Raw genomic sequence first — 26,230 nt, 5'->3', positions numbered from 1 at the left:
GGGGCGGCCCCTTGCCCAGATACACCCACAGCAGCCCGCCGCCCTCGAAGGTGGGATAATGGTTGAGCGTCACCTGCGCGGCGAAACTGGCGGAGCGCGCGCCCTCGGATGGCACCTCGACCACCTTGCCCGACACGTCGAACTTCCACGCATGGAAGATGCAGCGCAGGCCGCAGTCCTCGTTGCGGGCGAGGCCGAGCGAGACGCCGCGATGCGGACACGCCTCGTCGAAGAAGCCGATCCGCCCGTCGGTCGCGCGGAAGGCGACATAGCCCCGGCCCATCAGCCGGACGACCTTGGGCGCCCCGTCGGCGACGAGCGTCTCGGTAAGCGCGCACGGGATCCAGAACCGCTCGCGCATCATCGCGCCCATCGGCGCGTCGCCCTCCACCTCGGTCAGCAGGCGGTTCTGCGCGGGCGTGAGCATGGCTCAGGACAGTCCGTAGAAGCGCATGGCGTTGTCATGCACGATCGGCTTGCGCTCGGCCTCGCTGATGCCGCCGAAATACTTGTCCATCACGTTCAGCGAGTCGGGCCACGTCGTTTCCGAATGGGGGTAATCGGTCGACCACATGATGTTGCGCCCGCCCGGCAGGTTGCGGTTCAGCACGCCGACCGGATCGCGGATGAACGAGCCGTAGACGTTCTGGTCCATGTAGAAGCTGGGCTGATGCTTCAGGTCCAGTTGCAGCCAGTGGCGCTGGTTGTCGAAGATGTCGTCCATATACTGCGCCATCCACGCCATCCAGCCGACGCCGCTCTCGATCGAGCCGAAGCGCAGCGTGGGGAAGCGATCGAACACGCCGCCGAAGATCATGATCGAGATCGGTTCGGCCATGCACAGCTTGGACATCACCAGATTGGGCAGGAAGCGATTCATCCCCGGCCGGGCGATGCGCGCGCCGAGATGGATGGTGATCGCCATGTCGTGATCGACGCAGGCCTGCCAGAAACGGTCGAACTCGGGCGAATCATATTGCAGCGGTCCGTCCGGGTCGCCGGTCAGCGCCAGCACCTGCGCGGCGAAGCCACCGCCGCCGGTGGCCTTCTTGGACTGTGGGAAGGCGGGGATGTTCACCGCCTTCAGCCCGCGCGCGGCGGCGTCCTTCAGCATCGCGATCGACTGGTCGATGTCCTGCATCGGCAGGTAGGCGACGCCGATCAGGCGGTCGGGCGCATGGTTGCAGAAGTCCGCCAGCCAGTGATTATAGGCTTGGAAGCTGGCGATGTAGAGATCGTTGTCTCCCGTGCCCAGCGGCCCGCCGCCGAACAGCACGGCGCGGCTGACGCCATCGTGCGACATGTCCTCCAGCCGGGCGGACGGCTCGAAGCTGCCGGCCTTGATATCGGACTGGCGACCGTTCGGCTTGAACTTGCGCCCCTGCGCGACCACCGAGGACAGGACGTTGAGCGGCTTGCGCGACCCTTCGAAAACGACCCAGTCATGGTCCTCCTCGGCGCTGCCTTCCTCGATCTGCGGGCCGCGATCTGCCAGTGCGGCGGGCAGGTAGTCGTTCCAGAAGGTGGCGGGTGGATTCACGTGGGCATCCGCGTCGATCAGCTCGATCTGCGTCGCACTATCGGCCATTCAAGCAACCTTTCCTATCGCGCCCGCATCGGCTGGCAGCCGGATGTGCCGTATCTTCGGCATCCGGTTTCAGGTCCGCGCGGTCTTCGTCCTGCTGTCTCATATCGGCAGGGGGGCGTCAATTCATGCGAAAAATCTCTCGAAATATCGAATAACTCGCTATGGCACCCGTCGGCCGCCCCGATCGGCAGGCAGCGCAGAAGGACGTCCGGATCGATGACCCAGCTTTCGGCCCCGGTGGCCCGCGCCGTCGCCGTCCTAAACTTTCTTGCCGGCCACCCCGAACAGGCGTTCACCCTCACCGAGATCGCCAAGACGCTGCGGCTGAGCAGCGCGACCTGCCACAACCTGCTCGCCGCGTTGGTGGAGGCGGGTTATGCCTATCGCACCGCCGGCAAGACCTATGTGCTCGGCCCCGCGCTCGCCCGGGTGGCGCAGGCCTCGCTCGCGCCCGCGATCATCATGCAGGTGGCGCGGCCCGAGATGCGCCTGCTCGCCGACGAGTTCGACGTCGTCTGCTCGGCCTATCATCTGGTCGATAACGAGGTGGTGGTACGCGAGCGCGCCTCGGCGGTGTCGCATATCACCTGGAATGCGCCCTATATCCGCACTGTCCCCGTCGCCGCGCCGCTGGGCCGCGAGTTCGTGACCGGCACGGAGGCGGTGTTCGATGCATGGCTCGATACCGCCGATCCGCCGCTGGAGCCTGCCTATCGCGTGAAGCTGCACGAGGCGCAGCGCTTCCTGTGTGCACGCGGCTTCACCTTCGCGACGCGCACCGTGCCACTGGTCGATCGGGAGACGGCGCGCAGTCTGCAATATCAGGCGGCGCTGACCGACTACACGCAGGCCGCGATCGATCCGGCGGAAAGCTACCAACTCGCCTATGTCGCGGCGCCGGTGTTTTCGCGGCCGGGTCTGGCCGCGTTCGGGCTGAGTCTGGCGGGTTTCACCGGCCCCGTCACCGGCGACCGGATCGACCTGATGGGGGAGCGACTGAGGGCCGCCTGCGACCGGATCGGCGCCTTCATCGCCGGGCGGGAACTGCGTTAGCGCGGGCCGCGCAGCCGGGGCTGAACAATCTCTCGAAATATCGAAGAGTGCTTGACACAGGCGGCGGCATCGGCGCTATCGGGGGTCAACCGGCACAAGTCCGGCTTTGCGGATGCGAAGATCGATGTCGCCGGAGGCGACACGCGAGGAGAGTGCGAGTGGATTTCGACCTGATCGTGCGCAACGGCTATGTCGTCGATGGCACCGGCCTGCCGCGCCGCCGCGTGGACATCGGCATCCGCGACGGCAGGATCGCCAAGATCGGCCGTCTCGCTGACGAGAAGGCGACCGACGAGATCGACGCGCAGGGCCGCATCGTCGCCCCCGGCATCGTCGATGCACACACGCATTATGATCCGCAGATCACCTTCGATCCCTATGCGACGATGTCCTGCTTCCACGGCGTGACCACCGTATTAGGCGGCAACTGCGGCTTCTCCGTCGCGCCGGTGCGGCGGGAGGACCAGCCGTTCATGACCGGCGTGTTCGCCAGCGTGGAGGACATGGACCCGATCGCGCTCAGCGGCGTGGCGTGGGACGACTTCGAGACGTTCGACGAGTTCCTGCGATCGCTGAAGGACAAACTGGGCGTCAACTTCGCCTGCTATGTCGGCCACTCGAACATTCGCCGCTGGGTGATGGGCGATGCCGCGATCGAGCGCGCGGCCACCGCCGGGGAAATCACCGAGATGCGGCGGATCGTGGCCGAGGCGATGGCGGCGGGGGCGGCCGGCCTGTCTTCGTCCGCCGCGCCCACGCACAACGACATCCATGGCCGTCCGGTCCCGTCCCGTCTCGCGGCGCGCGAGGAACTGCTCGCGCTCGTCGAGGAGGTCGGTGCCTATGGGTCGGGGTCGATCTGTTTCCTGCCGGCCACCGTCATCAGCGGCTTCACGCAGGAGGATCTCGACTATCTGATCGAGATCGGCAAGCGCTGCGGCCTGCCGGTGGTGATCCAGGGGCTGGGCGGGCGCGGCAAGGTGGATGCGCCGACCGCGACATGGGATCAGGCCGTCGAGTTCCTCGACAAGGCGACGCGCGAGGGCGCGCCGATCTATTCGCTGCTGATCGCCCGCCCGTTCGATCGCGCGGTCGCCTTCGACGAAAGCAACAAGCTGTGGGCGGCGGTGCCCAGCTGGCAGCGCATGACGCTGTTGCCGGTCGAGGATCGCGCGGCGCTGCTGCGCGATCCGGCGGCGCGCGACGAGATGCGCTTCGCCGTGGAGAATTATAACCGCGATCCCGCGCGGGGCACCACCTTGCCCGCACCGCAGTGGGACAGCGTGTGGATCGATACCTCGCCGAGCATGGCGGCCGCTGACTTCGACGGCCTCAGCGTGGCCGATCTGGCGAAGGCGAAGGGCGTGGCCCCCGGCGACTATGCGCTGGATCTGGCGCTGGCCGACAATTTCGAGACCAAGATGCGCTGGCGTACCGAAACGCCCGAATGGGCCTCGGCGGTGGGCAAGGCGCAGCTCGATCCGCGCATGATCATCGGCACGTCCGATGGCGGCGCGCATCTGGCCAAGGACGATCAGTCCGACTGGAGCTCCTATTTCCTTGGCTCGTGGGTGCGCGATCGCAAGGTCTGGTCGCTGGAGGAGGGGATCCGCCAGATCACGCAGGTGCCGGCCGCGCTGCTCGGCTTCCATGATCGCGGCACGCTGAAGGTGGGCGGCTGGGCCGACATCATGATCTTCGATCCCGAGACGATCGGGCCGTGGCGCAAGGAGTTCGTGCGCGATCTGCCCGGCGGCGTCGGTCGCTACAAGGCGTTCGGCCGCGGCGTGCATGCCACCATCGTCAACGGCCAGCCGATCGTGATCGAGGGCGAGCTGACTGGTCGCCTGCCCGGTGTGGTGGTGCGGCCGCACTGACGCTGGCCCGCAAGGAAAGGAGCGACGATGCCGATCGAAGCACAGCATGTTGATTCGCCCGACGATGTGGAGATCACCGCCGCCGACAGCCGGGAGACGTTCCGGGTGTTCCGCGCGGCCGATGCGCCGGGCGTGATCCCCGCCAAGGAGCGGGGCACCATGCGCGCGGATTACGTGCCGCATCCGATGGTGGAGGAGGGGCTCCAGCGCTTCGTCGGCGCCGGCGTTTCCGGCGGCGCGATGGCGCGGGTGCTGTTTTCGTCGGCGGACATGCACGTCTCCTACGCATGGTTCAAAAGCGGGTTTCCGCTGCCGCTGCACAGCCACGACAAGGACTGTTTCTATCAGGTCATCGCCGGATCGATGCGCGTGGGCACCGAGGAACTGGGCAAGGGGGACGGCCTGCTGATCCCCGGCGGCGTGCCCTATACCGTCACGCCCGGCGCGGAGGGGGTCGAGTTCATCGAGGTTCGCCCCAACGGTGACTACGACACCCGCTATCGCGGCAAGACCGAGAAATACTGGGACAGGATCGTCGCCACCCTGCACGAGCGGCAGAAGACATGGGAAACCGAGCCGGCGCCGTTCGGGCTGCTCCAGCCGGGCGCGTGAGCGGGCGGGCCGGCGATGCCGCGCTTCACCACCCCGGACGGCGGCACGCTGCACTACCGGCTTCGCGGCGCGGGGCCGCTGATCGCGCTGACGCCAGGCGGGCGCGAGCCGGGCGAGGCGGTATCGGCCCTCGCGGACGCGCTTGCCCCCGACGCCACCGTGCTGACGTGGGACCGGCGCAACACCGGCGCCAGCGACCTGACGTTTCACGGTGAGTCCGAACAGGCGATCTGGGCCGGTGATCTAGGCGCGCTGATCGATCATCTGGGGCGGGGGCCGGCATGGCTGGCCGGCGGTTCGGCCGGTTGCCGTGTCTCGGTGGCGACGGCGCTGTGCCGGCCCGATACGGCGGCCGGCCTGCTGCTCTGGTCGGCGTCGGGCGGCGCCTATGGCTGCCAGTTCCTCGGCTTCTCCTATCACGTGCCGTACCTCATGGCGGCGGCGCGCGGGGGCATGGCCGCCGTTGCCGAAACCCCCTTCTTCGCCGAGCGGATCGCCTGCAACCCCGCCAGCCGCGATCGCCTGCTCGCGCTGGACCCGGATGCGTTCGTCGCGATGCTCAGGCGCTGGAACGAGGCGTTCTATCATCGCGGCGACTGCACGCTGGCGGGCGTGCCGGATGCGGCGCTGGCGACGATCGCCTTGCCGACGCTGATCTTCGAGGGGGACGACGACGTGCACCCGCCAGAGGTGTCGCGGGCGATGGCGCGGCTGATCCCTCACGCCACGCTGCGCGCCTCGCCCTGGCCGCGCGAGGCATGGATCGACCGGTTCAGCGGGCGCATGGCCGGATCGGTGTTCGATCTGTACCCGCTGCTGGCCCCGGCGATCATCGGCTTTATCGGCGCCGCGCGATGATCGAGTTGTACGGCATGTCCAGCCCCAACGTGCGCAAGATCGCGATCGCGCTGGAGGAGATGGGGCTGGCCTACGCCGTCCGCCATGTCGCGGTGTTCCGGGGGCGGCAGTTCGACCCTGCATTCCTCGCGCTCAATCCGATCGCCAAGGTGCCGGTGCTGGTCGATCCCGACGGCCCGGCGGGGGGCGAGCCGATCTTCGAATCGGGCGCGATCCTGACGTATCTGGCGGAATGTCATGGCCGCGATTACCTGCCCGTCGCCGGCCCGGCGCGTTATGCGGTGCTGAAATGGCTGTTCCTTCAGGTGGCCAACGTCGGCCCGGCGCTGGGCAACAACAGCCATTTCCGCCGCATCGCCGACGACAACGCCTATGCCGCCGGCCGCTTCCGCCGCATGGCCGCGCAGGTCTATCGCGCGCTCGACACGCGGCTGGCCGAGGCCGCCTTCCTCGGCGGTGCGGATTATTCGATCGCCGACATGGCGACCTTTCCGTGGGCGCGCTATTTCCACCGCCACGGGATGCGGGATGCCGATTGCCCCCACCTCGTCGCGTGGATGGATACCGTCGCCGCCCGCCCGGCGGTGATACGGTCGGAGGCGGTGCTGGCCGCGATGGGGCGGCAGGACGCGGCCGACATGGCGGCGGCGACGCCCGAGGAACGCGAGCGTTTTCTGGGCCTCCACATTCCCGCCCCCACCGCCGCGCAGGCTGCCGCCGGCCGGGCGACATCGGACCGTGGATAGCACGCACGGCCGCGGTGCCGTGCCATCTTCGCTTGCACGTCGGGCGTTTCGGCGGCAACAACGGCATCGGAATGCCTCATCCGTGCGGCATTGCGCCGGCGGGCCGTCGGCCGATGCGTGGCACGGGCGGCACCGGCACCCGGGCCATCGGTCAGGCTGGCGAAACCATGTTCAGGGCAACCCCGCGATGACGGGGCGGGAGGATCGTAGATGAGCGACAAGGGTATTTTCTCCGGGGTTCGGGTGCTGGAGCTGGCACAATATGTGTTCGTGCCGGGCGCGGGCGTGCTGCTGGCCGATCAGGGCGCCGAGGTCATCAAGATCGAGTCCACCGGCACCGGCGACCCCTATCGCACGCTGATCGTGGGCGACGGCCGCGAGGTGGGCGCGACCAATCTGGCGATGGAACAGAATAATCGCGGTAAGAAGAGCATCGCGCTCGATCTGAAATCGGCCGAGGGGCGCGAGGCGTTCCTGAAGCTGGTGGAGACGGCCGACGTGTTCCTCACCAGCCTGCGCCCCAAGGCGCTGCGCTCGCTGAAGCTGGACATCGAGGACCTGAAGGCGCGCAACCCGCGGCTCATCTATGCGCGCGGCAACGGCTATGGCTTCAAGGGCGCCGAGGCGGACAAGGCCGGCTTCGATGCGTCCGCCTTCTGGGCGCGTGGCGGCATGTCCTATGCCTTCACCCTGCCGGGCAACAAGCCGACGCCGCCGCGCGCCGCCTTCGGCGATCACTCCGGCTCGGTGGCGCTCGCGTTCGGCATCGCCGGCGCGCTGTTCAAGCGGGCGATGACCGGCGAGGCGCCGGTAGTGGAAACCTCGCTGCTGTCCACAGCGGTGTGGATGCTGTCGTCCGATCTCACCTATTCGCAGGTGCCGGGCTACAAGGTGCACCATGACGGCCCGAGCCGGATGCCGCTGATGGAACTCTACCCCACGCGCGATGGCCGGCTGATCCAGCTGATGCTGCTCGATCCGCGCCCGCACTGGCCCTCGCTGTGCCGGCTGCTGGGGCTGGACGAACTGATCGACGATCCGCTTTTCGCCGACAACAAGGCGCGGATGCAGAACGCCGCCTCGCTGTCCGCGCAGATCGGCGGCAAGATCGCCGCGCGCGACTGGGCCGACTGGCAGCCGGAGTTCGACGCCTGGGATGCGCCGTGGGAGCTGGTCCGCACGATCGAGGACGTGACCAACGATCCGCAGGTGCATGCCAATGGCATGATGTTCGACCTGCCGATCGGTGAATCCTCGGTGCGGGTCGTGTCCGGCCCGTCGGCGTTCGACGGGCAGGCCAGCCCGGTGCGGCTGGAGCGGTCGCCCGGCATGGGCGCGCATACCGACGCGCTGTTGACCGAGGTCGGCTATTCGGCCGACGCGCTGGCCGATCTCAAGGCCCGCCGCCTGGTCCAGTAAAAGACGGCAGGCGAAGCGGCCGCCCCGATCCGGGGCGGCCGCTTTCGTCAGACCGGTTCCCCCGCCGCTCGCGCCAGCGCGAGGCGGCGTTCGCGTGTCTCGGCCGGCAGGCGGCGCGCGCCCATCACCAGCAGCACTGCGGCGACCGGCACGAGCGTGAGCACGCTGAGCATGCCGGTGGCGAGCGAGCCGGTGAGGCCGCTGATCTTGCCGACCCAGTATGGCCCGATCCCCGAGCCGACGAGGATCATGATGAGCGAGAAGGCGCTGGCCGCCGTACCGCGCATCCGCTGCAACACCAGATCCTGCACCAGCGCGGCAAAACCGCCCGCCCACAGCATGCTGATGAGCATGAACACCGAATAGGCCGCGACATAGCCCGCCAGCGTCTCGGCGCGCAGCATCATCACGAAGGCCGGCACCGGCACGACGAGCGCGATGAGCGCGATCCATACCGGCGCGCGCGGATCGCGCCGCTTCCAGAAATCGGTGATGATCCCGCCGGCCACCACGCTGATACCGGCGGCGGTCGCCCCCGCCAGACCCAGCGCGACGCCCGCCTCGGCCGGGGTCGCGTTCAGCGTGCGCATCACATAGGGCGCGCTCCACGCCTGCGCGGCGCCCAGCACCACGGTGGACAGCGCTCCGCCGGCGGCGACGTAGCCGAAGGTGGGGCAGCCGAAGGTGAGCCGGTGGAGCGGCGTATCGCGCCGGCGCAGTACGCCCGCCCACGTCGACACCGAATAGACGCCCAGCGCCACCGCCGCCCACTGCGGCCAGTCCCCCACCGTCAGCGACAGGCCCGTGGCGATCACGATCACGATGAGCGCGAAGATCAGGTTGCGCGTCACGGCCGGCATGCCGCCGATCCGGTAGAGATTTACGAGCGTGAGCGGCGGGATCGCCGCCGACAGCTCCAGGATGACGAGGCGCAGCGTGCCCGTCTTGCGCACAGCCGTCGCCCGGCGCGGTTCGCGCATGAAGAACACGAGCAGCGCGAGCAGCACGCCCGGCGCCCCCGTGACGAAGAAGGCCGCCCGCCAGTTGGCGATGCCGCACGCGCCGTCCGGGAAGGACAGGCAGATCGTGTCCCAGTGCGACAGCATCAGCCCGCCGCCGATCAGCGAGGCGGCGGCACCCAGATGCGTGCCCAGCAGGTACACCGCCAGCACCGCCGAGCGGTTGCGCGCCGGGAAGTAATCGGACAGCAGCGAGTGCGAGCAGGGATTGGCAGCCGCCTCGCCGATGCCCACGCCCAGCCGGGCGACGGCGAGCCAGGCGAAGCTGGTGGCCAGCCCCGCGACCGCCGTCATCCCCGACCAGAGCGCCAGCCCCAGCGCCATCAGCCGCGTGCGGCTGAGCGCGTCGGCGATGCGGCCCATCGCGATACCGACGACGCCGTAGAAGACGGCAAAGGCTGTGCCGATCAGGAAGCCCAGTTGCGCATCGGTCAACGCAAGATCGACCTTGAGCTTCTGGCCGACGATCGAGACGATATGACGATCGACGTAGTTCAGGAAATTGGCCAGAACCAGTATCGCCAGCGCATAATAGGCATAGGGTGACGCGCGTTCCACGCCCTCCGGCGCGGGGGCGTGCCCGCGTTCGGCCGCGTTGGGGGACTCTCCCGTCGATGTCTGCATGATCTGGACTTCTTTCCTCGGCCCGGTAGCATGGTGCTAGCGGGTGAGGCGGGGCGTCGTCAAACGGTCAGACGATGCAATGCCATCATGCCATATCATTTTGCTATCAGCGGTGGTGCCAATGATATTGGACCACCCTGTCGCCGGGCCTAGATTGCCCTGAAACCAGCAGGGTCGAAACCAACATCGACCGGAAACAGGAGAGAGATCGATGCCGCATTGCAAACCCGAGGACTTTCCGAACGGCAGCGCCCGCTGGCCCGCGATCGGCCACGAGGGCTTCCGTACCGTCCAGTGGGGCGACATGGAGGTCGGCTACACCACGGTGAGCGAGCCGCTCGATTGCAGCGAATCCTATAAGTTCGGCGGTCTGCCCGGCGGCGTCTGCCCGTGCCCGCACTACGGCTACATCTTCGAGGGGCGGATGCGCGCGCGCTATCCCGGCTCCGACTGGCCGGATGAAGTGATCGAGGCCGGCGAGGCCTATTTCATCCCCTCGGGCCATGTCCTGATCTACGAAGAGCCCAGCCGTGTTCTCGAGCTCAACCCGGCGCATGCGCTGGGCATGGTGATGGATGCCATGCAGCGCGCGCTCATCAAGGCGGGCGACCCCGCCAACGCCGCCGAAGGCAAGCCCGCGGAATGAGCGGGACGGAAGCGACGCCGGGCATCGTCGCGCCGTCGGTCCGGGATCTCGATACGCTTTCCGCCAGTCTGGTCGCGTGGTTGCGCGACCGGATGCCGGGCGCCCGCGATATCGTCGTGACCAACCTGAGCTATCCGCTCGGCGCGGGCATGTCGCACGAGACGATCCTGTTCGATGCGGCCTGGCAGGAAGCGGGCGAGGCGCGATCGCAGGGCATGGTCGTGCGGATCAAGCCGCTGCGCGATACCGTGTATTGCGACGACATGTTCGTGCCGCAGTACCAGCTGATGCAGTTGATGCACGAGAGCGGGAAGGTGCGCGTCGCCCGCCCGCTCTGGTTCGAGGAGGACGACGGCCTGCTCGGCGCGCCGTTCTTCGTGTTGGAGAAGGTGGCGGGCCGCGTCGCGGTCAGTTACCCGCCCTATTCGAAGCACGGCTGGCTGCTCGACGCCTCGCCCGAAGAGCGACGGCGGATGTGGCACGATGCGGTGAGCCAGCTCGCCTCGATCCAGCGCGTCCCGACATCGCAGGCGGGCTTTCTCGCCCTTCCCGGCGGCGACGGCTTCGATCAGGAGGTCAACCGCTGGCGGCGCTTCATCGACTGGGTGGATCCGCAGGGAAAGCTCACGCTGCTACGCGATACGCACGAACGCATGCTCGCCGTCGGCCCGGCCAATCGCCCGGACGGGATCGTCTGGGGTGACAGCCGGCTCGGCAACATGATGATCGGCCCGGATTACCGCGTGGCGGCGGTAATGGACTGGGAGCAGCCGTCGCTCGGTGGCGCGCTACACGATCTGGGCTGGTGGCTCCGCTCGGATCACGGGCAGACCACCGCGCAGGGCATCGCGCCGCTCGACGGCATGGGGACGCGCGACGAGACGATCGCACTGTGGGGTGAGGTTTGCGGCAAGTCGACCGCGGACATCGACTGGTACGAGGCCTATGCCGGCTTCAAGATGGAATGCCTGGCGGTACGGATGGGCATGATCCGCGAGATGCCGGCGCAATATACCCCGCGCGAGCCGGGAAGCGCCACGGCGGCCTATCTCGACAGCCGTTAAAACGCCCGGTCGGGGATAAACAGCGGGAAGGCGTCGCCTGCCCCGCGCCGGACGCGGACGCGCATGCCAGTGCAGACCGCGTCCGGCGCGACCTCGACCAACCGGGTATGGAAATACGGCCCCTCGTCCAGACGGACGACGGCCACCGTATAGGGCACCGCCGAGGCAAGCCCGGCGGTATAGGCGCGGTGGAACACGGTATAGGTGTCGACGACACCGCCACCTGACGCCTCTACCCACGTCATCGCCGCCAGGCCATGCTCGACGCAGCAGCTCGCCGGCCAGTCGTGGCGACCGCAGATGGCGCAGCGGTGAAGCAGGAAGCGCTCCTCGGCCGCCCACGCCTCCCAGAAGGGTGCATCGGGATCGCCCTTCACGAGCGGCGCGATGCCGGGGGGCGTCATGCGTCGGCCCCCAGGATCAGCGTGCCGTGCGACCAGGTGTTCTGCACGCCGCCGTTCAGGCCGTGGCCGCTGGTCAGCGCGAAGCGGGCGCCCTTCACCTGCGTCGTGCCGGCCTCGTCGCGCAGCTGCCGGATCGCCTCGATCAGGGGCGTGAAGCCGGCGGCGTAGAAGCCGGAGATCTGGCCGCCGCCGGTGTTCGACGGGATACGCCCGCTCAGTCCGATCCCGCCGTCCGCCACGAACGGGCCGCCGTGGCCCGGCGCGCAGAAGCCGTACTGCTCCAGTTGCATGATGATCGAGATCGTGAACGGATCGTAGAATTGCGCCGTGTCGATATCGGCCAGCGTCAGCCCGGCCTGCGCGAAGGCACGGGCCTTGGCCGGGGCGATATCGTCGTGGTGGGGATACACGTCGCGCCGGTGCCAGTTGCCGATGTTGTGGCCCATGCCGGCACCGAGCAGATACACCGGCCGCGTGCCCGCCATCGTGCGCGCACGCTCGGCGGTGGTGAGCAGGAACACCGCGCCGCCATCGGTATCGCGGCAGCAATCCAGCATGCGGAACGGATCGACCACCATCGGCGAGGCCTGATGATCCTCGATGGTGATCGGCTGGCCGAAGGTGATCGCATCGGGCCGCCCGACCGCATGATCGCGCAACTGCACCGCGACCGCGCCGAGGTGGCGGCTCGTCGTGCCGTAGCGATCCATGTGCCAGCGGGCGTGGAGCGCATGCGCGCTCGCCGCCCCGATCATGCCGACCTGCGCCGGATAGCCGTAGCCGAGCGCACCGAACGACATCTTCTCGCCCATGCCCGGCATCCCGCCCGAGGACGGCGCCATGCCATAGGCGCAGGCGACCATCTCCGCCTGCCCGGACAGGATCGCGCCCGCCGCCATGACGAAGCTGCACGGGGCCGTTGCGCCACCCGACTGCACCGGCCACGAGAAGTTCGGCGACAGGCCGAGGTAGCGCAGATCCTCGCGCTCGTGGCTGGCATGGATATAGCCGTCGATCGCGTCGCGCCCGATCCCGGCATCGGCCAGCGCATATTCCAGTGCCTGCCGCCGGAGTTCGAGCGGCCGCGCGCCGATCCCGCGGCGCTGCTCGGTCACGCCCATGCCGACGATGGCGACGGCGCCGCGCTTCATGCCCGGCGCCCGCCCGCGTCAGCCGGCCGAGCCGAGGTTGACGACCTGGATCTCCTGGAAGGCACGGATGCCCTCCACCCCGCGCTCGCGGCCGATACCGCTCATCTTGTGCCCGCCGGAGGAGGCGTTGGCGCTGCCCATGAACGCGTTGACGTTGACCGTGCCGGTGCGGAGTCGCCGCGCCACCGCCAGCGCCTGCCGCGCATCCTTGCCGTGGACGTAGCCGGACAGGCCGAGCGGCGAGTCGTTCGCCATCTCGATGGCATGCTCCACGTCGCGATAGCCGATCACGCCGACGACCGGGCCGAAGATCTCGTCCTGCGCGGCCGGGTTCTTGTTGTCGGGCAGGTCGAGCACGGTCGGCTCGAAGAAATAGCCCGGCCGGTCGGCGCGCTTGCCGCCGGCGACGACGGTGGCGCCGGCTTCCACGGCGAGCCGCACGTACCGCTCGCACCGCTGGACCTGCGCCTCGCTGATGACCGGCCCCATGGTGGTGGCAGGATCGTCCGAATCGCCGATCTTCGCATGGGCGAGGCTCGCCTTCATCGCGGCCAGCACCTTGGGCTTTTCCGCCTCGGGCACGAACACGCGGGTGCCGAGCACGCAACCTTGCCCGGCATGCGACATGCACACCGTGATCGCCGCGTGGAACGCCGCCTCGATCCGGTCGGGCAGCACGATCACCGCCGATTTGCCGCCGAGTTCGAGCTGCAGGCGCTTCATCGACGGCGCGGCCTGCGCCGCCACCTTGCTGCCGACTTCGGTCGATCCGGTGAAGCTGACCATGTCGACCGCCGGATCGGTGGTGAGCAGCAGCGCGCCGTCCGCGCCCGCCTCCGCCAGGATGTGCACCACGCCCGCCGGAATGCCGGCCTCGATCGCGGACTCGCCGAGCGCGAGCGCGCTGAGCGGGGTGAGCGGGCTGGGCCGCAGGATAACGCTGTTGCCCGTCACGAGCGCGGTCATCAGCTTCCACAGGCTGATGTGCAGCGGGAAATTATAGGCCGATACCGCCGCGACCACGCCGACCGGCACATGCAGCCGCAGGCTCTGGATGAAGCCGCCCATCGGGTTGATCCGCTCGTCCATCGACAGCGGGTTCTCCTCCACCTCGGGCAGCCGGGCGTAGAGATCGAGCATCTGCTTCATCTGGTTCAACGGCCCGTCGACCTGCGCGCCGAGCACCATCGACTTCACCGGGATGCCGGTCTCGGTGACGATCAGCGCCTTCAGCTCGTCGCTGCGTGCGACCAGCAGGTCCACATAGCGGCGGACGGCGGCGATGCGGTCGGCCTGCGGCAGGCCGGCCCATTCCCCCTTGTCGGCGGCGGCGCGCGCGGCGGCGATCGCCTGCGCGAACTGCGCGACCGAGGCACCGGGCACGGTGACGGTGACGCCGCCGGTCGACGGGTTGTACACCGTCATGGGTGCGCCCTCGCCGGGCACGAGCTGGCCGTCGATCAGCATGTCGGTCGCCAGCGCGGCCTGAAGCGGCGCCTTTACAGCCGTGGCCATCATTCACTCTCCTGAAGGGTACGGGTGGAGTCCGCCGGTGCCGCCGTATCGGGCGCGACGCGGACGACGACCTTGCCGGGTACGCTGTGGGCGAACAGACCGGCCAGCGCGTGCGGCAGTCGATCGAGGCCGTCCTCGATATGGACACGCGAGGCGATGCCGCCGCTGGCGACAAGCCCGGCCAGCTCATCCTGGAAGGCGGGGCGCAGCGCATCCTGCCCGAACTGGGTGAAGCTCTGGATACGGACGCCCTTGCCCATCACCGCGCGCAGCACGGCGGGCAGGTGATCGGTGCCGTCGCCCTCATCGCCCTGATATTGCGCCATCAGGCCGCAGATCAACACGAGGCCGCCGCGCGCCATCAACGGCACCACATCGGCGAGCATCGGCCCGCCGACATTGTCGAAATACACGTTCGCGCCATCGGGCAGCGCCTTGGCGAGTTGGTCGAGGAAATCGGGGGCATGGCGATCGGCGACCGCGTCGTAGCCCGCCTCCTCGATCAGGTAGCGGCGCTTGTCCGCGCCCCCCGCGATGCCGACCGCCCGGCCGCCGCGCGCGCGCACGAAGCCGCCCACGGCCGAGCCGACCGCGCCGGCCGCGCCGCTGACGAGCACCGTCTCGCCCGGCTTGATCCCGCCCGCCGCATGCAGGCCGACATAAGCGGTGAAGCCGGGCAGGCCGCCGATGCCGAGCGCATTCTCCGGCCCGCCGAGGCGCGGATCGACGCGATTGACCCCGGCGCCGTTCGACACGGCATACTCCTGCCAGCCGAAGCGGCCCTCGACCAGGTCACCGACCGCATGATCGGGGTGATGCGACGCGACGATCTCGCCGACCGCCGCGCCCGGAATGGTGGTGCCGACCGGCATCGAGGGCATCCCGCCGCCCAGGGGATCGCGATCGACGAACAGGCGCAGCATCGGATCGACCGAGACGAAGCGGTTGCGGACGAGGAACTGGCCCTCCGCCGGTGTCGGGATGGTGCCCGTCTCGATGGTGAAGTCCGATGGCTGCAGCGCGCCCTCGGGATGGTGGCGCAGCACTACGCGCCGTGCGGTTGCCGCATCGGACGTCATCGATTTCTCTCCTTCACGTATCACGCATGCAAAAGGGGCCGGTCGCGTCGATGCGCGACCGGCCCCCCGCCTTTACAGTTTAAACAGTTTGTTGGCCCGCCCGCCGATAATCATGTTGCGATCGGCCTCGGATACGCCCTCGAACAGCTCGTCGATCTTGTCGAGCGAGTGCGGATAGGTCGTCTCCGAATGCGGATAGTCAGACGACCACATGATGTTGCCGGCGCCGGGGAAGTCGCGCATCAGGATGCCGGCGCGGTCATGGATGAACGAGCCGTAGATGTTGCGCTCCATGAAGTAGCTGGGCGCATGCTCGAGCACGCTGTCGGTCCAGTGGCGCTGCTTGTGCCACGTCTCGTCCATGTAGTTGGCCGCGAACGCGAACCAGCCCACGCCGCTCTCGACCGAGACGAGCTTCAGATCGGGGAAGCGCTGGAACACGCCGCCGTAGATCATGATCGCGATCGGCTCGCCCATGCCGAACTTGCTCATCAGCAGGTCGGACAGGAAGAACTTCTTGTTGGTGAAACGCACCGCGCGGCCGCCGAGGTGAATGGTGATCGGCACGCCCAGCTCGCATGCCGTCTTCCAGAACGGATCGAACTCGGCGTCGGCGTAGGAACGCTCGCTGTTGACGTCGCCGGTCAGCGCCATCGTCTGCGCGTCGCCGCCGTTCAGCGATGCCACGGGGGACATCGGGAAGGCGGGGATGTTGATGCCCTTGAGGCCCAGCTTCACGCACTCGCGCATCATGCGGATCGCCTCGTCCACATTCTGCATCGGCACATAGCCGATACCGGCCAGGCGATCGGGTGCTGCCGAGCAGAAATCGGCGAGCCAGCGGTTATAGGCGCCGAAGCTCGCCATGTAGAGCTCGCTGTTGGTCGTCCCGAGCGGGCCGCCGCCGAACAGGATGGCCTTGTCCATGCCGTCCTCGTCCATGTCGTTCAGCCGCGCCTTGGGCATCCAGCCGCCCTGGCGCGCATCGGATGCACGGCCGTGCATCTTGAAGTCCTCGCCCTTGCGGCCGCCCAGCGCGCTGATGAGGTTCAGCTTGCGGCGCTTGCCCTCGAAAACGATGTAGTCGCAGTCCTCGCCATGCTCCAGCTGCGGCGCCAGCGGGCGCAGCGCCTCGGGCAGGTAATCCGCCCACATGTCATGCGACGGGTTCACATGCGCGTCGGCGTCCACGATCAGCGGCTTGGCCGATGCCTTCACGCTGTCCTCACGCACCGCTTCCAACTGATCCGACATGTCGATCTCTCCTTCGAACTGGCACCGAGATTGAGCCTGTTTCATGCTCAAATCAAATATCAATTGGCACGGTCTTGATACGTGGGGGATATGGGCACGGCGGCCGTGGCTAGGCCGCCTTCTCCTGACGGGACTGCGACAGGCCCACCAGTGACAGCGTCTGGCTGCTTTCCAGCGCGTCGCTCACGGGCATCTTCTCGGTCCCCATCAGGCCCCCCATCGTCCGCAGGACGGTGAAGGGATCGTCGCCGGCAATCTCATAGACCAGCATGAAGTCCCACTCGGGAATGCCGTCCGCGCGCTTGACCGGAATGACGTTGTGGCGCTCGGCGCTCACGAAGCCGGGGACGGCGAGCAGGTCCTTCATGTGCTGCTCGTCATACCAGCGCGCGAGTTCTTCGGTCCTGCCGGACGCGGCCTTCGCCAGCACCATCATCTTGTGCAAAATCGCTCTCCGTCACGGATTTTTCCGGGTTGGCTTGCCTCCTAGTCCATCGCTTCTATGATGAGAACCGCCCGCTTTGATATTATTGTGATATCACCGACAGGCTGGCGAATATAAGGGCAGGACGGCATGGAGAGGCTAGAGTTCGAGGGATTTGGCGGCGTTCGCCTCGTGGCCGACGCATTCGGATCGCCGGACAACCCCGCGGTGGTGCTGTTGCCCTCGGCCGGCAACGTGCGCGACTTCTGGCACGGATCGGCCGAGGCGCTGGCGGAGGCGGGTCGCTACGCCATCTGCGTCGACCTGCGCGGGCACGGCGACAGCGGCCACGCGCCGGACGGGCGCTACGACCTCGACGCGCAGGTGTGCGATCTCCGGGCCATCCTCGCTGCCTTGCCGACGCGCGCGTTCGTGGTGGCCTCCGGGCTGGGCGCGCTGATCGCGATCACGACGCTGGGCGAGACGCAGACGCCGCTCGTGTCCGGCGCCGTGCTGCTCGACGTGAACATCTGGTTCGACGAGATCGACACCGATCGCCTGCGCGAGGCGCTGCACAGGCGCACTGCATTGTTCGACGACCCGGCGACCATCGTCGAGGCGTTCGCCGCCTTCCCCCCGGACGAACCGCGCCCAGCGCTTACCGAGCGTCTGATGAGCGCCTACACCCGCCGCGAGGACGGCAAGTTCGAGTGGCGGGGCGATCCGCGCGCCGTCGCCGCGGCCAGCCCGCTGCTCAGCCAGACGCGGCTGGTGGAGGCGGCGGGCAAGATCGCCACGCCGGTCACGCTGATCCGCGGCTCGCTCAACCAGACGATATCGAGCGACGTCGTCCAGCGCCTGCAGGCGATCATCCCCGGTTCCCAGATCGCCGAGATCGAGGGCGCCGGCCATTATGCCGCGTCCGACCGCGAGGACGCGCTCAACGCCATCCTCGTCGAGTTCCTCGAACGCAAGGCGCCGCGCCAGCCGCTCACCTACATGGGCGGCTCGGAGCCGAGGGTGCTGCGCGACGCGCTCGGCTGCTTCGGCACCGGCGTCACCGTCGTCACCACGATCGACGCGAACGGCGAGCCGATCGGGCTGACCGCGAACAGCTTCACCTCGGTGTCGCTCGATCCGCCGCTGATCCTGTTTTCGCTGCTCAAAAAATCGGCGAGCCTCCAGACCTTCGTCGATGCCGGGCGTTTCGCGGTCAACGTGCTGCACATCGGCCAGCAGCCGGTGGCCGGGCGTTTCGCCACGCGCGATGTCGCGCGGTTCGACACGATCGACTGGTCTATCGCGGCCGAGGGCGGCTCGCCGATCCTGGGCGGCGCGCTCGCCTCGTTCGATTGCAGCACCTACGCGGTGCACGAGGGCGGCGATCACCTGATCTTCATCGGCGAGGTGAAGCACGCCTGGTTCGAGCCGCACCGCGATCCCTTGCTCTACTTCCGCGGTAAATACCGCCGGCTTCACTTCGCCTGACGTTCTGTTGCCCGAAGCGGCCGGGCCGGGTGGTCAGCCCGGCCGCTTCGGCGTCTCCAGCAGATGCGCGTCGTCGCGGGCATAGGCCTGGCCGATCGCGACGAAATCGGCGGCGATGCGGCCGACCTGATCGGGATGCCAGGCCATCACCAGTTCCCAGCGGGCGTGGGGGGCGGGGTCCTCGATCTCCAGGAACTTCACGTTGCGCGGCTGGGTGAGCGCTGCCGTCGCCGTCACGATGCTGCACCCGAGGCCCACCCCGACGAGGCTGAGCGTGGTGTTCGTCTGCGTTGCCTCCTGCGTCACCTGCGGGATCGCGCCGACATCCCGGAACATGCTCATCGTCTCGGAGGACTGCGCCGCATATTTCTGTGGCGGGCGGATGAACGGCTGCTCTGCAAGCGCGGCGAGGCTGATCGAGGTCTGCTCGGCCAGTGGCGAATCGGCGGGCACGGCGGCGACGAACGGCGCCCGCTCCATCAGCACGCGGCGCAGCGCGCCATCCAGCGCGGTGCCGCCGGTGATGAAGCCGACGTCGAAATCACCCGCCATGATTCCGTGCATCTGATCGGGGGACGACATCTCGAACAGGCGGACGTTCACCTCTGGCGCCGTGGCGCGATACCGCACCAGCAGATCCGGCAGCACGCGATAGAGCGCCGGCCCGACGAAACTCACCCGCACCTCGGGCGCCTTCTGCGCCTCGCGCTGCGCCATCTTGCGGGCCAGGTCGGCATGCATCAGCGTGCGGCGGGCCTCGTCCAGAAACACCCGTCCGGCGGACGTCAGCTCCACGCTGCGGCGTGACCGGTCGAACAGCTCGACGCCGAGATCGACCTCCAGCCGCCGGATCGACTGGCTGAGCGGCGGCTGCGCGATGTTCAGCCGCCGCGCGGCGCGGCCGAAGTGAAGCTCCTCGGCGACCGCCACGAAATGGCGCATGTGCCGCAGATCCATCGCAGTCTCCCGATCCGGCGCGACGATGCGCTTTGCCTGTGGCGGTGATATCAATTTTCGTCGATGTGATATTGGACGGCCTTGGCAGGATAGGCAAATGGCTGGGCCATGTTTGCGCGGCGCGCCGGTGCATCGCCGGCGGTCCGAGAAAAATCGAGAGGAGTATGGGGTGGCAGGCAGGCTGACGGGTCGGAAGATCCTGATTACGGGCGCGGCGAGCGGCATGGGCCTCGCGATCGCCGAGAAGTTCGCCGCCGAGGGCGCGGCGCTGGCGCTGCTCGACCGCAATGCGGCCGGGGTCGAGGCGGCGGCCGGGGCGATCGGCGCGCAGGGCTACGGCTGCGACGTCACCCTGCGTGAGGCGGTGAACGAGGTCGTGACGCGGGCGGACGAGGCGCTGGGTGGCATCGACGGCATCGTCAACGCCGCCGGTATTCTCGACATCAAGCCGTTCGCCGACCTCGATCCCGCCAGCTGGGACCGCATGATCGCGGTGAACCTGACCGGCCCGTACAACGTCGTCCACGCCGCGCTGCCGCTGATGCAGGCGGCCGGGGACGCGACGATCGTCAACATCGCCTCGACCAGCGCGATCATGCCGCTGCCCGGCACGACCGGCTATTCGGCGAGCAAGGCCGGGCTGCTGATGTTCACCCGCTGCCTCGGCATGGACCTCGGCCCGTCGATCCGCGCCAATGTGATCTGCCCGGGCGTGATCCAGACCGAGATGACGCGCTACCTGTGGGAAAATCCCGAGCACAGCGCCCGCGCCGCCGATCGCGTCGCGCTGAAGCGGCTGGGGACGGTGGAGGACGTGGCGCAGGCCGCGCTGTTCTTCTCCACGGCGGATTCGGCGTTCACCACGGGCGCGATGCTGCCGGTGGACGGCGGTTTCGCCTGGCGCTGATGCCGGCACGGGGCGGCACGCGCCGCCCCGGTTTGCGCGGGATCAGCCCGGCTTCTTCGGTACGGTGGCGAGGCTCGGCACGTTGGTCGGGTCCATACCCCAGCCGAACACGCGAAAATTCTGGCTGTGGCCCAGATGGTGGATGTAGAAGGCCGCATCCATCGCATTTGCCTGACCCTGGATGTCCAGCGTCTTGTTGACGGCCTCCTTGGCCAGCTTCAGCGCAAAGGCCGGCTTGGTCGCGATCTTCTTCGCCATGGCGAGGGTGAAGTCCTCCAGCGCATCGCGTTCGACGACATGGTTGACCATGCCCAGCCGGTGCGCTTCCTCGGCGTTCCAGGCGTCGGCGGTGAACAGGAATTCCTTGGCCTTGCGCGGCCCCAGTTCCCACGGATGGCCGAACCATTCGACGCCGGGCATGCCGAACGTCATCACCGGATCGGAGAACACCGCATCGCTCGAGGCGACGATGATGTCGCACACCCAGGCGAAGATCAGCGCGCCGGCGATGCACTTGCCCTGCACCGCGCAGATGGTGGGCTTGGAAATGTTGCGCCAGCGCTTGGCCGTCTCGAAATAGGCCTCCTTCTCGGCGGCATACCAGCCGGCGGTGCCCTCCGCCTCGAAGTCGCTCCAGTGGCCCACCTGCCGCCCGGATGCCGTCACCGCCGCCTGATACTGCTCGCAGGTATCGGCGATATCGTGCCCGGCGGAGAAGTTGCGACCGTCGGCGGCGAGCACGATCACCTTGACGCCGTTGTCCGCCAGCGCGCGGTTGAACAGGTCGTTGACCTCGAAGATCATCTGCGGGTTGATCGAATTATGCTTCTCGGCGCGCGCCAGCACGATGCGCGCGACGCCGGGCGCCGGCTGCTCGTAACGGACGAGTTCGGGCTCGGTCATGCGCTCTCACCTTCTGCGATCTCGCGCGCGCGGATGCGCAGCACGTCCTTCTTCACCTTGCCCGAGGGCACGCGCGGCAGGTCGTCGACCAGTACGACATGCTCGGGATATTTCTGCCGGGCGAGGCCCGCCGTATCGAGGAAACGGCGGATCTCGGGCAGGTCGATCGTCTGGCCGGGGCGCGGGATGATGAAGGCGCAGCCCTTCTCGCCGGTGGCCGCGCTCGGCATCGCCACGATCGCTACCTCGGCCACCGCCGGGTGGGTGAACAGCAGGTCCTCCACCTCCTTCGGGCTGATGTTCTCGCCCGAGCGGATGATGATGTCCTTCTTGCGCCCGGTGATGACCAGATAATCGCCGTGCACCCGCACGCCCAGATCGCCCATGCGGAAGAAGCCGTCGTCGTCGAACGCGCCCTCGTTGTCGGCCGGGTGGAGGTAGCCGACGAAGCCTTCCGGCCCGCGGATCAGGATCTCGCCCTCGGTGCCGTCGGCCACGGGCGCATCGCCCTCGGGATCGACGATCCTGATCTCGGTCGGATAGACGATCTCGCCATCCGTCTCCGCGCCCAGCGCCACCTGGTCGCGGCTGCGGATGCCGAGCGTCGCGGTGGTCATCTCGGTCGAGCCGTAGGCGCGGAAGAACAAACAGTCGGGGAAGGCCGCGCTCGCCTCGCGGATCAGATCGGGCGAAACGGTGGTGCCGCCGCAGAAGAACAGGCGCAGGCTCGACAGCGCATCCGGCGTCGACTGCGCGACATCGAGGAACTGCTGGAGAAACGGCGTGGCCCCGCCCGACACGGTGCAGCGGTTGCGCGCGATGCAGGCGATGCCGTCGTCCGCCTGCCACACGTCGATCAGCACGCTTTGCGAACCGAACACCCACGGCATGTCGAACGCCCAGAAGGCGCCGGTGATGTGGGTGACCGGCGAGGGCATGAACACCACGTCGTCCGGCCCGATGCCCCACGCCTCGCCCATACCGCGCACGCGATGGTCGAAACCGTAATGGGTGTGGAGCACGCCCTTGGGTTTGCCGGTGGTGCCCGAGGTGTACATCACCATCATCACCGCCGAGGGATCGACGGCAGGCAGATCGGCCTCGTCCGCCGGCGGGAAGGCGATCGCCTCGTCCCAGCCCGGATCACCGGCGCCGCGTACCACCACGATGTCGCGCAGCGCGGGCAGATCGCCGCGCAATGCCTCGACCGTCGCCTTGTGGTCGTGCTTGCGGAAGACGTGCGGCACGAAGATCAGCTTGGCCCCGCAATCGGCCAGGATGTAGCCGAGTTCGGACCCGCGATAGATCGGCGGAATCGGGTTGACGATCAGCCCCGTCATCCGCGCGGCCAGCGCGATGATCGACGCCTCGATCCAGTTGGGCAGCTGGAAGGCCACCACGTCGCCCGGCTTCAGCCCGCGCGACAGGAAGAAGGCGGCCAGCCGCAGCGACTGGTCCCATGCCTGCCCGCGCGTCAGCCGCGTCTCGCCCTCGATCAGCAGCACCCGCGCGGGATCCTCGGCGACGGCGGCGCGCGCCGCGTCGACGAGCGTGCTCTCGCGCCAGTAGCCTTCACGCCGGTAGCGCGCGGCCATCTCGTCCGACCAGCGGATGCGGAAACCGCTCGGGTCCGTCTTCATGATCGCGCTCATGCGTGGGCCATTCGTTTGGCGTCGTGGCGGGTCACCCGTTCGCCGACCGGGCGGAACAGGATGGGCATCCAGCGATCGGGATCGGTATGGGGCAGGGCCGCCAGCACGCCGGTCAGCGCGGCGACGCCGGCCGCCTCGTCGTGCAGCTCGATCAGCAGCCCGTGCGGGTATTTGCGGCAGTTGCCCCGGATCTGCTCGTCCGCCAGCGTGAGATACTGTGCCGAGAGGACGCCGGACCGGTCCGCCAGCGCGCGCAGGCCACCGTCCAGCAGGCTGTCGGCCAGCGCCGCGTCCTCGCCCGTCGCCGCGCTGTAGAGGGCGAACACCACCGGGCGCCGGGCCTCGGTATCGACCGGCACGCGCGCGGCGTTGCGTACCTCGGCGCGGCGCCACATCGTCGGCGGCTGCACCGTGTCCATGTTGATCGCGGGGCTGATCGGCATGTCGGCGGTGCCCTTCACCTTGGCGAGCGCCGCCAGCGTGAAGGCGGGATCGTCCAGCTCCCAGATCATCAGATAGTCATGCTTGCCCGACGGCCACGGCCCGTCCGCGCGGCGGAAACGCTGGCCGGCGAGCACGCCGGGCGCCTCCACGCGGTGCAGCATGTGGCTGCCGCCATACCATTCGTTGAATTCCGCATCCATGCCCGCCGTTGGCTGGGACAGGACGAGCTGGAGGGCATTCGACATCGTCGGTCTCCTGGGAGGTTCAGTCGGCGATCGTCACGCGCCCGCCGGTGTCGGCGGCGGTATCGATCGCGTCGAGCACGCGGGTCAGGCGGACGGCGGTCTCGAAATCGGGAACGGTGCGCGTACCGGCGCGGATATCCGCCTCGAACGCGGCCCACGATTCGGCGACGTTGATCGGCCCGCCGGCAAGGCCCGCGACGACATGCGCCGACTGCGGCGCGGCGGCCGGCGTCGCGGTGACGGTCAGGTCGCTGACCTGGAATCCGCCGGCGTGGTGGCCACTGACCGTCAGCGCGCCCTCGGTGCCGCGCAGCTCGAACAGGAAGGGGGTGTTCGGCAGGCCGCCGAGCACCTCGAGCGAGGAGACGCAGCCGTTCGCGTGCCGGCCGATCGCGAGCACATGATCGGGGCAGGTACGCTGCACCACCTCGTCGGTGCCGCTGATCCGCACGGTATCGCGCAGGATGCTGTTGATCGCGCTCAGGTCCGCATATGGCCCGACGATCGCCTCGATCACGGCGATGGTATGTCCGCCGGCGATGCTGGAGAGGGTGGCGCCGTTCCGCTTGTCCTGGAGATAGGCGTAGAACGGCGGCGCCTCGTTCGCCCATCCGGCGGTGGGGGACACCACGCGCAGGTTGAGCGGACGGCCGATCGCCCCTTCCCGCACCAGCCGGGCGGCATGGCGGATGGCCGGCGCGTGCGTACCCTGAAGCCCGATCGCGACGTGGACGTCGCTGGCGCGCGCGGCGGCGGCCAATTCCTCGGCCTCGGCGAGATCGCGGCCCAGCGGCCACTCGCAATAGACATGCTTGCCTGCCGCGATCGCGGCCAGCACGATCGCGCGGTGCTCCGGCACCTTCACCGTCACCGCGACGATATCGATGCCGGGATCGCGGACCATCGCCAGCGTGTCGCCATAGGCAACCGGCGCCCCGAACACGGCCGCCGCCTCGTCCGCCAGCGACTGATCGCGTGCGGAGACGGCGCCGACCGCCAGCCCCGGCAAGGCGCGGATGGCGGGCAGGTGGGCGTCTCTGGCCCAGCCGCGCGTGGCGTTGCCGCCGGCGAAACCGATCCTGAGCGGGCCGGTGTTCGGGCCGGTGTTCGGGGATGTATCGGTCATCGTGCCCTCGGCAGTTCCAGCAGGCGGTCGGCGGTGATCTCGCGCTGGATCTCGCTCGTCCCGCCCGAGATGGTGAACACCCAGCTCCACAGGTAGTCGTAGGTCCACGGATGCGTGCTGCGATCGCCGTCGAACTCGAGGAAATCCCAGCCGAGCATCTCGCCCACCGTCTCGCTCAGGCCCTTGTGGGTGGCGGTGACGATCAGCTTCATCAGCGAACCCTTGGGGCCGGGGTCGCCGGTGCGGTCGCTTTCGGTGATGTGCGCCAGCGTCATCGAACGAATGGCGAGCGCGTCCGCCTTCAGCGACGCCAGCTTCTGGGCGATGCCGTCGTCCTCGATCGCCAGCTTGCCGGTTTCGAGGCGTACCTTGCCGGCAAGATCGATCGCCCGGCACACGCGCTCGTAGAGGTCGAGCTGGTCGCCGATGAAGCCGAGGCCACGCTCGAACGAGAGGGTCGACAGCGCGGTGGACCAGCCCTTGTTCACCTCGCCCACCACGTCGGCAAGCGGGATGCGCACCTCGTCGTAGAACACGAGGTTGACATGCTCGTCCTGCAACATCGTGCGGATCGGCTTGATGTCGATGCCCGGCGCCTTCATGTCGCCGATCAGCCACGTCAGCCCCTTGTGCCGTTCGGATGCCGGATCGGTGCGGATCAGCAGTTCCTGATAGTCGGCATATTTGGCGTCGGTGGTCCACATCTTGGAGCCGTTGACGAAGATGGCGTCGCCTTCCACCCGGCCCCGCGTCTTGAGCGAGGCGAGGTCCGACCCGGCGTTCGGCTCCGAGAAGCCCTGGCACCACAGCGCCTCGCCCGAGAGGATCTTGGGCAGGTGGAACGCCTTCTGCTCCTCGGTGCCGCGCGCGATCAGGGTCGGGCCGGCGTGCATCAGCGCGATGTAGGTGGTGTTGATGTAGTGCGGTGCACGCGCGCGCGCGAGTTCCTCGTACCAGATCACCTGTTGCAGGCCGGTCAGGCCGAGGCCGCCGAACTCCTTGGGCCAGGCGACGCCGGCCCAGCCATGCTCATACTGCTTGCGCTGCCAGTCGCGGTCGAACTGCGCGGCGGCGGCACCGTGCGCCGGGCGCGGTTCGCGCGGCACGGCGGTGGCGAGCCAGCTGCGGGCGCGCTCCCGGAAGGCGCGGTCGGCGTCGGAATATTGCAGGTCCAT

The 26,230-nt window shown here is 68.4% G+C and carries 25 protein-coding genes; 10 read left to right on the top strand and 15 right to left on the bottom strand.

All coding sequences use genetic code 11. The annotated features are described in order from the left end of the window. A partial coding sequence (locus FOY91_RS03800) for a Rieske 2Fe-2S domain-containing protein (RefSeq protein WP_145148297.1) occupies positions 1–427 on the bottom strand: 427 nt, incomplete at its 3' end. A gap of 3 nt (positions 428–430) precedes the next feature. Beyond that, a complete protein-coding gene (locus tag FOY91_RS03795) occupies positions 431–1,588 on the bottom strand; it encodes an amidohydrolase family protein (protein ID WP_145148295.1) in 1,158 nt (385 codons plus the stop codon). Between the two features lie 216 nt (positions 1,589–1,804). Here FOY91_RS03795 and FOY91_RS22235 point away from each other — a divergent pair, with 216 nt between their 5' ends. The 6 genes from FOY91_RS22235 (at position 1,805) to FOY91_RS03765 (ending at position 8,153) form a co-directional block, all read left to right on the top strand. Continuing rightward, positions 1,805–2,641 (top strand): helix-turn-helix domain-containing protein, encoded by an 837-nt coding sequence (locus FOY91_RS22235; RefSeq protein ID WP_145148293.1) that lies wholly within the window; start codon positions 1,805–1,807, stop codon positions 2,639–2,641. 158 nt (positions 2,642–2,799) lie between these two features. Then, positions 2,800–4,518: an N-acyl-D-amino-acid deacylase family protein gene (locus FOY91_RS03785; protein WP_238995223.1), complete on the top strand. Its 1,719-nt coding sequence runs from the start codon at positions 2,800–2,802 to the stop codon at positions 4,516–4,518. A gap of 27 nt (positions 4,519–4,545) precedes the next feature. Continuing rightward, on the top strand, positions 4,546–5,130 hold the full coding sequence (locus FOY91_RS03780) for a cupin domain-containing protein (RefSeq protein WP_145148289.1): 585 nt from the start codon (positions 4,546–4,548) through the stop codon (positions 5,128–5,130). Between the two features lie 15 nt (positions 5,131–5,145). Then, the gene (locus FOY91_RS03775) at positions 5,146–5,988 is read left to right on the top strand and encodes an alpha/beta fold hydrolase (RefSeq protein ID WP_145148287.1); all 843 of its coding nucleotides are present in this window, start codon (positions 5,146–5,148) and stop codon (positions 5,986–5,988) included. Further along, a complete protein-coding gene (locus FOY91_RS03770) occupies positions 5,985–6,734 on the top strand; it encodes a glutathione S-transferase family protein (RefSeq protein WP_162527122.1) in 750 nt (249 codons plus the stop codon). Before FOY91_RS03775 ends, FOY91_RS03770 begins: the two co-directional genes overlap by 4 nt. Positions 6,735–6,944: 210 nt before the next feature. Further along, the gene (locus tag FOY91_RS03765) at positions 6,945–8,153 is read left to right on the top strand and encodes a CaiB/BaiF CoA transferase family protein (RefSeq protein ID WP_145148283.1); all 1,209 of its coding nucleotides are present in this window, start codon (positions 6,945–6,947) and stop codon (positions 8,151–8,153) included. A gap of 47 nt (positions 8,154–8,200) precedes the next feature. Here FOY91_RS03765 and FOY91_RS03760 read toward each other — a convergent pair whose 3' ends face one another. Further along, positions 8,201–9,796, bottom strand: a complete 1,596-nt coding sequence (locus FOY91_RS03760) for an MFS transporter (RefSeq protein ID WP_145148280.1) — start codon at positions 9,794–9,796, stop codon at positions 8,201–8,203. A gap of 211 nt (positions 9,797–10,007) precedes the next feature. Here FOY91_RS03760 and FOY91_RS03755 point away from each other — a divergent pair, with 211 nt between their 5' ends. Both FOY91_RS03755 and FOY91_RS03750 read left to right on the top strand, forming a co-directional pair. After that, positions 10,008–10,442, top strand: a complete 435-nt coding sequence (locus tag FOY91_RS03755) for a cupin domain-containing protein (RefSeq protein ID WP_145148278.1) — start codon at positions 10,008–10,010, stop codon at positions 10,440–10,442. After that, complete coding sequence (locus tag FOY91_RS03750; RefSeq protein ID WP_145148277.1) at positions 10,439–11,506, top strand: phosphotransferase family protein; 1,068 nt, start codon at positions 10,439–10,441, stop codon at positions 11,504–11,506. The genes FOY91_RS03755 and FOY91_RS03750 overlap by 4 nt, the downstream gene beginning before the upstream one ends. Here the strand turns inward: FOY91_RS03750 and FOY91_RS03745 are convergent. The 6 genes from FOY91_RS03745 to FOY91_RS03720 form a co-directional block, all read right to left on the bottom strand. Then, the gene (locus FOY91_RS03745; protein ID WP_145148275.1) at positions 11,503–11,910 is read right to left on the bottom strand and encodes a Zn-ribbon domain-containing OB-fold protein; all 408 of its coding nucleotides are present in this window, start codon (positions 11,908–11,910) and stop codon (positions 11,503–11,505) included. The genes FOY91_RS03750 and FOY91_RS03745 overlap by 4 nt on opposite strands. Continuing rightward, positions 11,907–13,061, bottom strand: coding sequence for a thiolase family protein (locus FOY91_RS03740; RefSeq protein WP_145148273.1), 1,155 nt, complete (start codon positions 13,059–13,061; stop codon positions 11,907–11,909). Before FOY91_RS03740 ends, FOY91_RS03745 begins: the two co-directional genes overlap by 4 nt. 18 nt (positions 13,062–13,079) lie before the next feature. Continuing rightward, the gene (locus FOY91_RS03735; RefSeq protein ID WP_145148309.1) at positions 13,080–14,576 is read right to left on the bottom strand and encodes an aldehyde dehydrogenase family protein; all 1,497 of its coding nucleotides are present in this window, start codon (positions 14,574–14,576) and stop codon (positions 13,080–13,082) included. Further along, complete coding sequence (locus tag FOY91_RS03730) at positions 14,576–15,655, bottom strand: NADP-dependent oxidoreductase (protein WP_145148271.1); 1,080 nt, start codon at positions 15,653–15,655, stop codon at positions 14,576–14,578. Before FOY91_RS03730 ends, FOY91_RS03735 begins: the two co-directional genes overlap by 1 nt. 72 nt (positions 15,656–15,727) lie before the next feature. Then, positions 15,728–16,909: an amidohydrolase family protein gene (locus FOY91_RS03725; protein WP_145148269.1), complete on the bottom strand. Its 1,182-nt coding sequence runs from the start codon at positions 16,907–16,909 to the stop codon at positions 15,728–15,730. 109 nt (positions 16,910–17,018) lie between these two features. After that, positions 17,019–17,354 carry a hypothetical protein gene (locus FOY91_RS03720; RefSeq protein ID WP_145148267.1) on the bottom strand — a complete coding sequence of 112 codons (336 nt, stop codon included), beginning with the start codon at positions 17,352–17,354 and terminating at the stop codon, positions 17,019–17,021. Between the two features lie 129 nt (positions 17,355–17,483). Between FOY91_RS03720 and FOY91_RS03715 the strand changes: the two genes are divergently transcribed. After that, a complete protein-coding gene (locus FOY91_RS03715; protein ID WP_145148265.1) occupies positions 17,484–18,821 on the top strand; it encodes an alpha/beta fold hydrolase in 1,338 nt (445 codons plus the stop codon). Positions 18,822–18,854: 33 nt separating this feature from the next. On the opposite strand, the gene FOY91_RS03710 is transcribed toward FOY91_RS03715, so the two are convergent. Further along, positions 18,855–19,778 carry a LysR substrate-binding domain-containing protein gene (locus FOY91_RS03710; RefSeq protein ID WP_162527121.1) on the bottom strand — a complete coding sequence of 308 codons (924 nt, stop codon included), beginning with the start codon at positions 19,776–19,778 and terminating at the stop codon, positions 18,855–18,857. Positions 19,779–19,947: 169 nt separating this feature from the next. Between FOY91_RS03710 and FOY91_RS03705 the strand changes: the two genes are divergently transcribed. Next, positions 19,948–20,685 (top strand): SDR family NAD(P)-dependent oxidoreductase, encoded by a 738-nt coding sequence (locus FOY91_RS03705; RefSeq protein WP_162527120.1) that lies wholly within the window; start codon positions 19,948–19,950, stop codon positions 20,683–20,685. A gap of 42 nt (positions 20,686–20,727) precedes the next feature. Here FOY91_RS03705 and FOY91_RS03700 read toward each other — a convergent pair whose 3' ends face one another. From FOY91_RS03700 to FOY91_RS03680, 5 genes are read right to left on the bottom strand one after another with little or no spacing between them, the layout of a single operon-like run. Next, positions 20,728–21,588 carry an enoyl-CoA hydratase gene (locus FOY91_RS03700; RefSeq protein ID WP_145148259.1) on the bottom strand — a complete coding sequence of 287 codons (861 nt, stop codon included), beginning with the start codon at positions 21,586–21,588 and terminating at the stop codon, positions 20,728–20,730. After that, a complete protein-coding gene (locus tag FOY91_RS03695) occupies positions 21,585–23,228 on the bottom strand; it encodes an AMP-binding protein (RefSeq protein WP_162527119.1) in 1,644 nt (547 codons plus the stop codon). The genes FOY91_RS03700 and FOY91_RS03695 overlap by 4 nt, the downstream gene beginning before the upstream one ends. 8 nt (positions 23,229–23,236) lie before the next feature. Next, positions 23,237–23,929 (bottom strand): hypothetical protein, encoded by a 693-nt coding sequence (locus tag FOY91_RS03690; RefSeq protein WP_145148255.1) that lies wholly within the window; start codon positions 23,927–23,929, stop codon positions 23,237–23,239. Between the two features lie 19 nt (positions 23,930–23,948). Further along, a complete protein-coding gene (locus FOY91_RS03685) occupies positions 23,949–25,055 on the bottom strand; it encodes a Gfo/Idh/MocA family protein (protein WP_145148253.1) in 1,107 nt (368 codons plus the stop codon). Beyond that, positions 25,052–26,230, bottom strand: a complete 1,179-nt coding sequence (locus tag FOY91_RS03680; protein ID WP_145148251.1) for an acyl-CoA dehydrogenase family protein — start codon at positions 26,228–26,230, stop codon at positions 25,052–25,054. Before FOY91_RS03680 ends, FOY91_RS03685 begins: the two co-directional genes overlap by 4 nt.

The sequence above is a fragment of the Alterirhizorhabdus solaris genome (genome assembly GCF_007785815.1).
GTDB classification, from domain to species: Bacteria; Pseudomonadota; Alphaproteobacteria; order Sphingomonadales; family Sphingomonadaceae; genus Alterirhizorhabdus; species Alterirhizorhabdus solaris.
The sequence above is the reverse complement of the archived record's forward strand: the minus strand, read 5'-3'. Positions and strand labels throughout refer to the sequence as shown.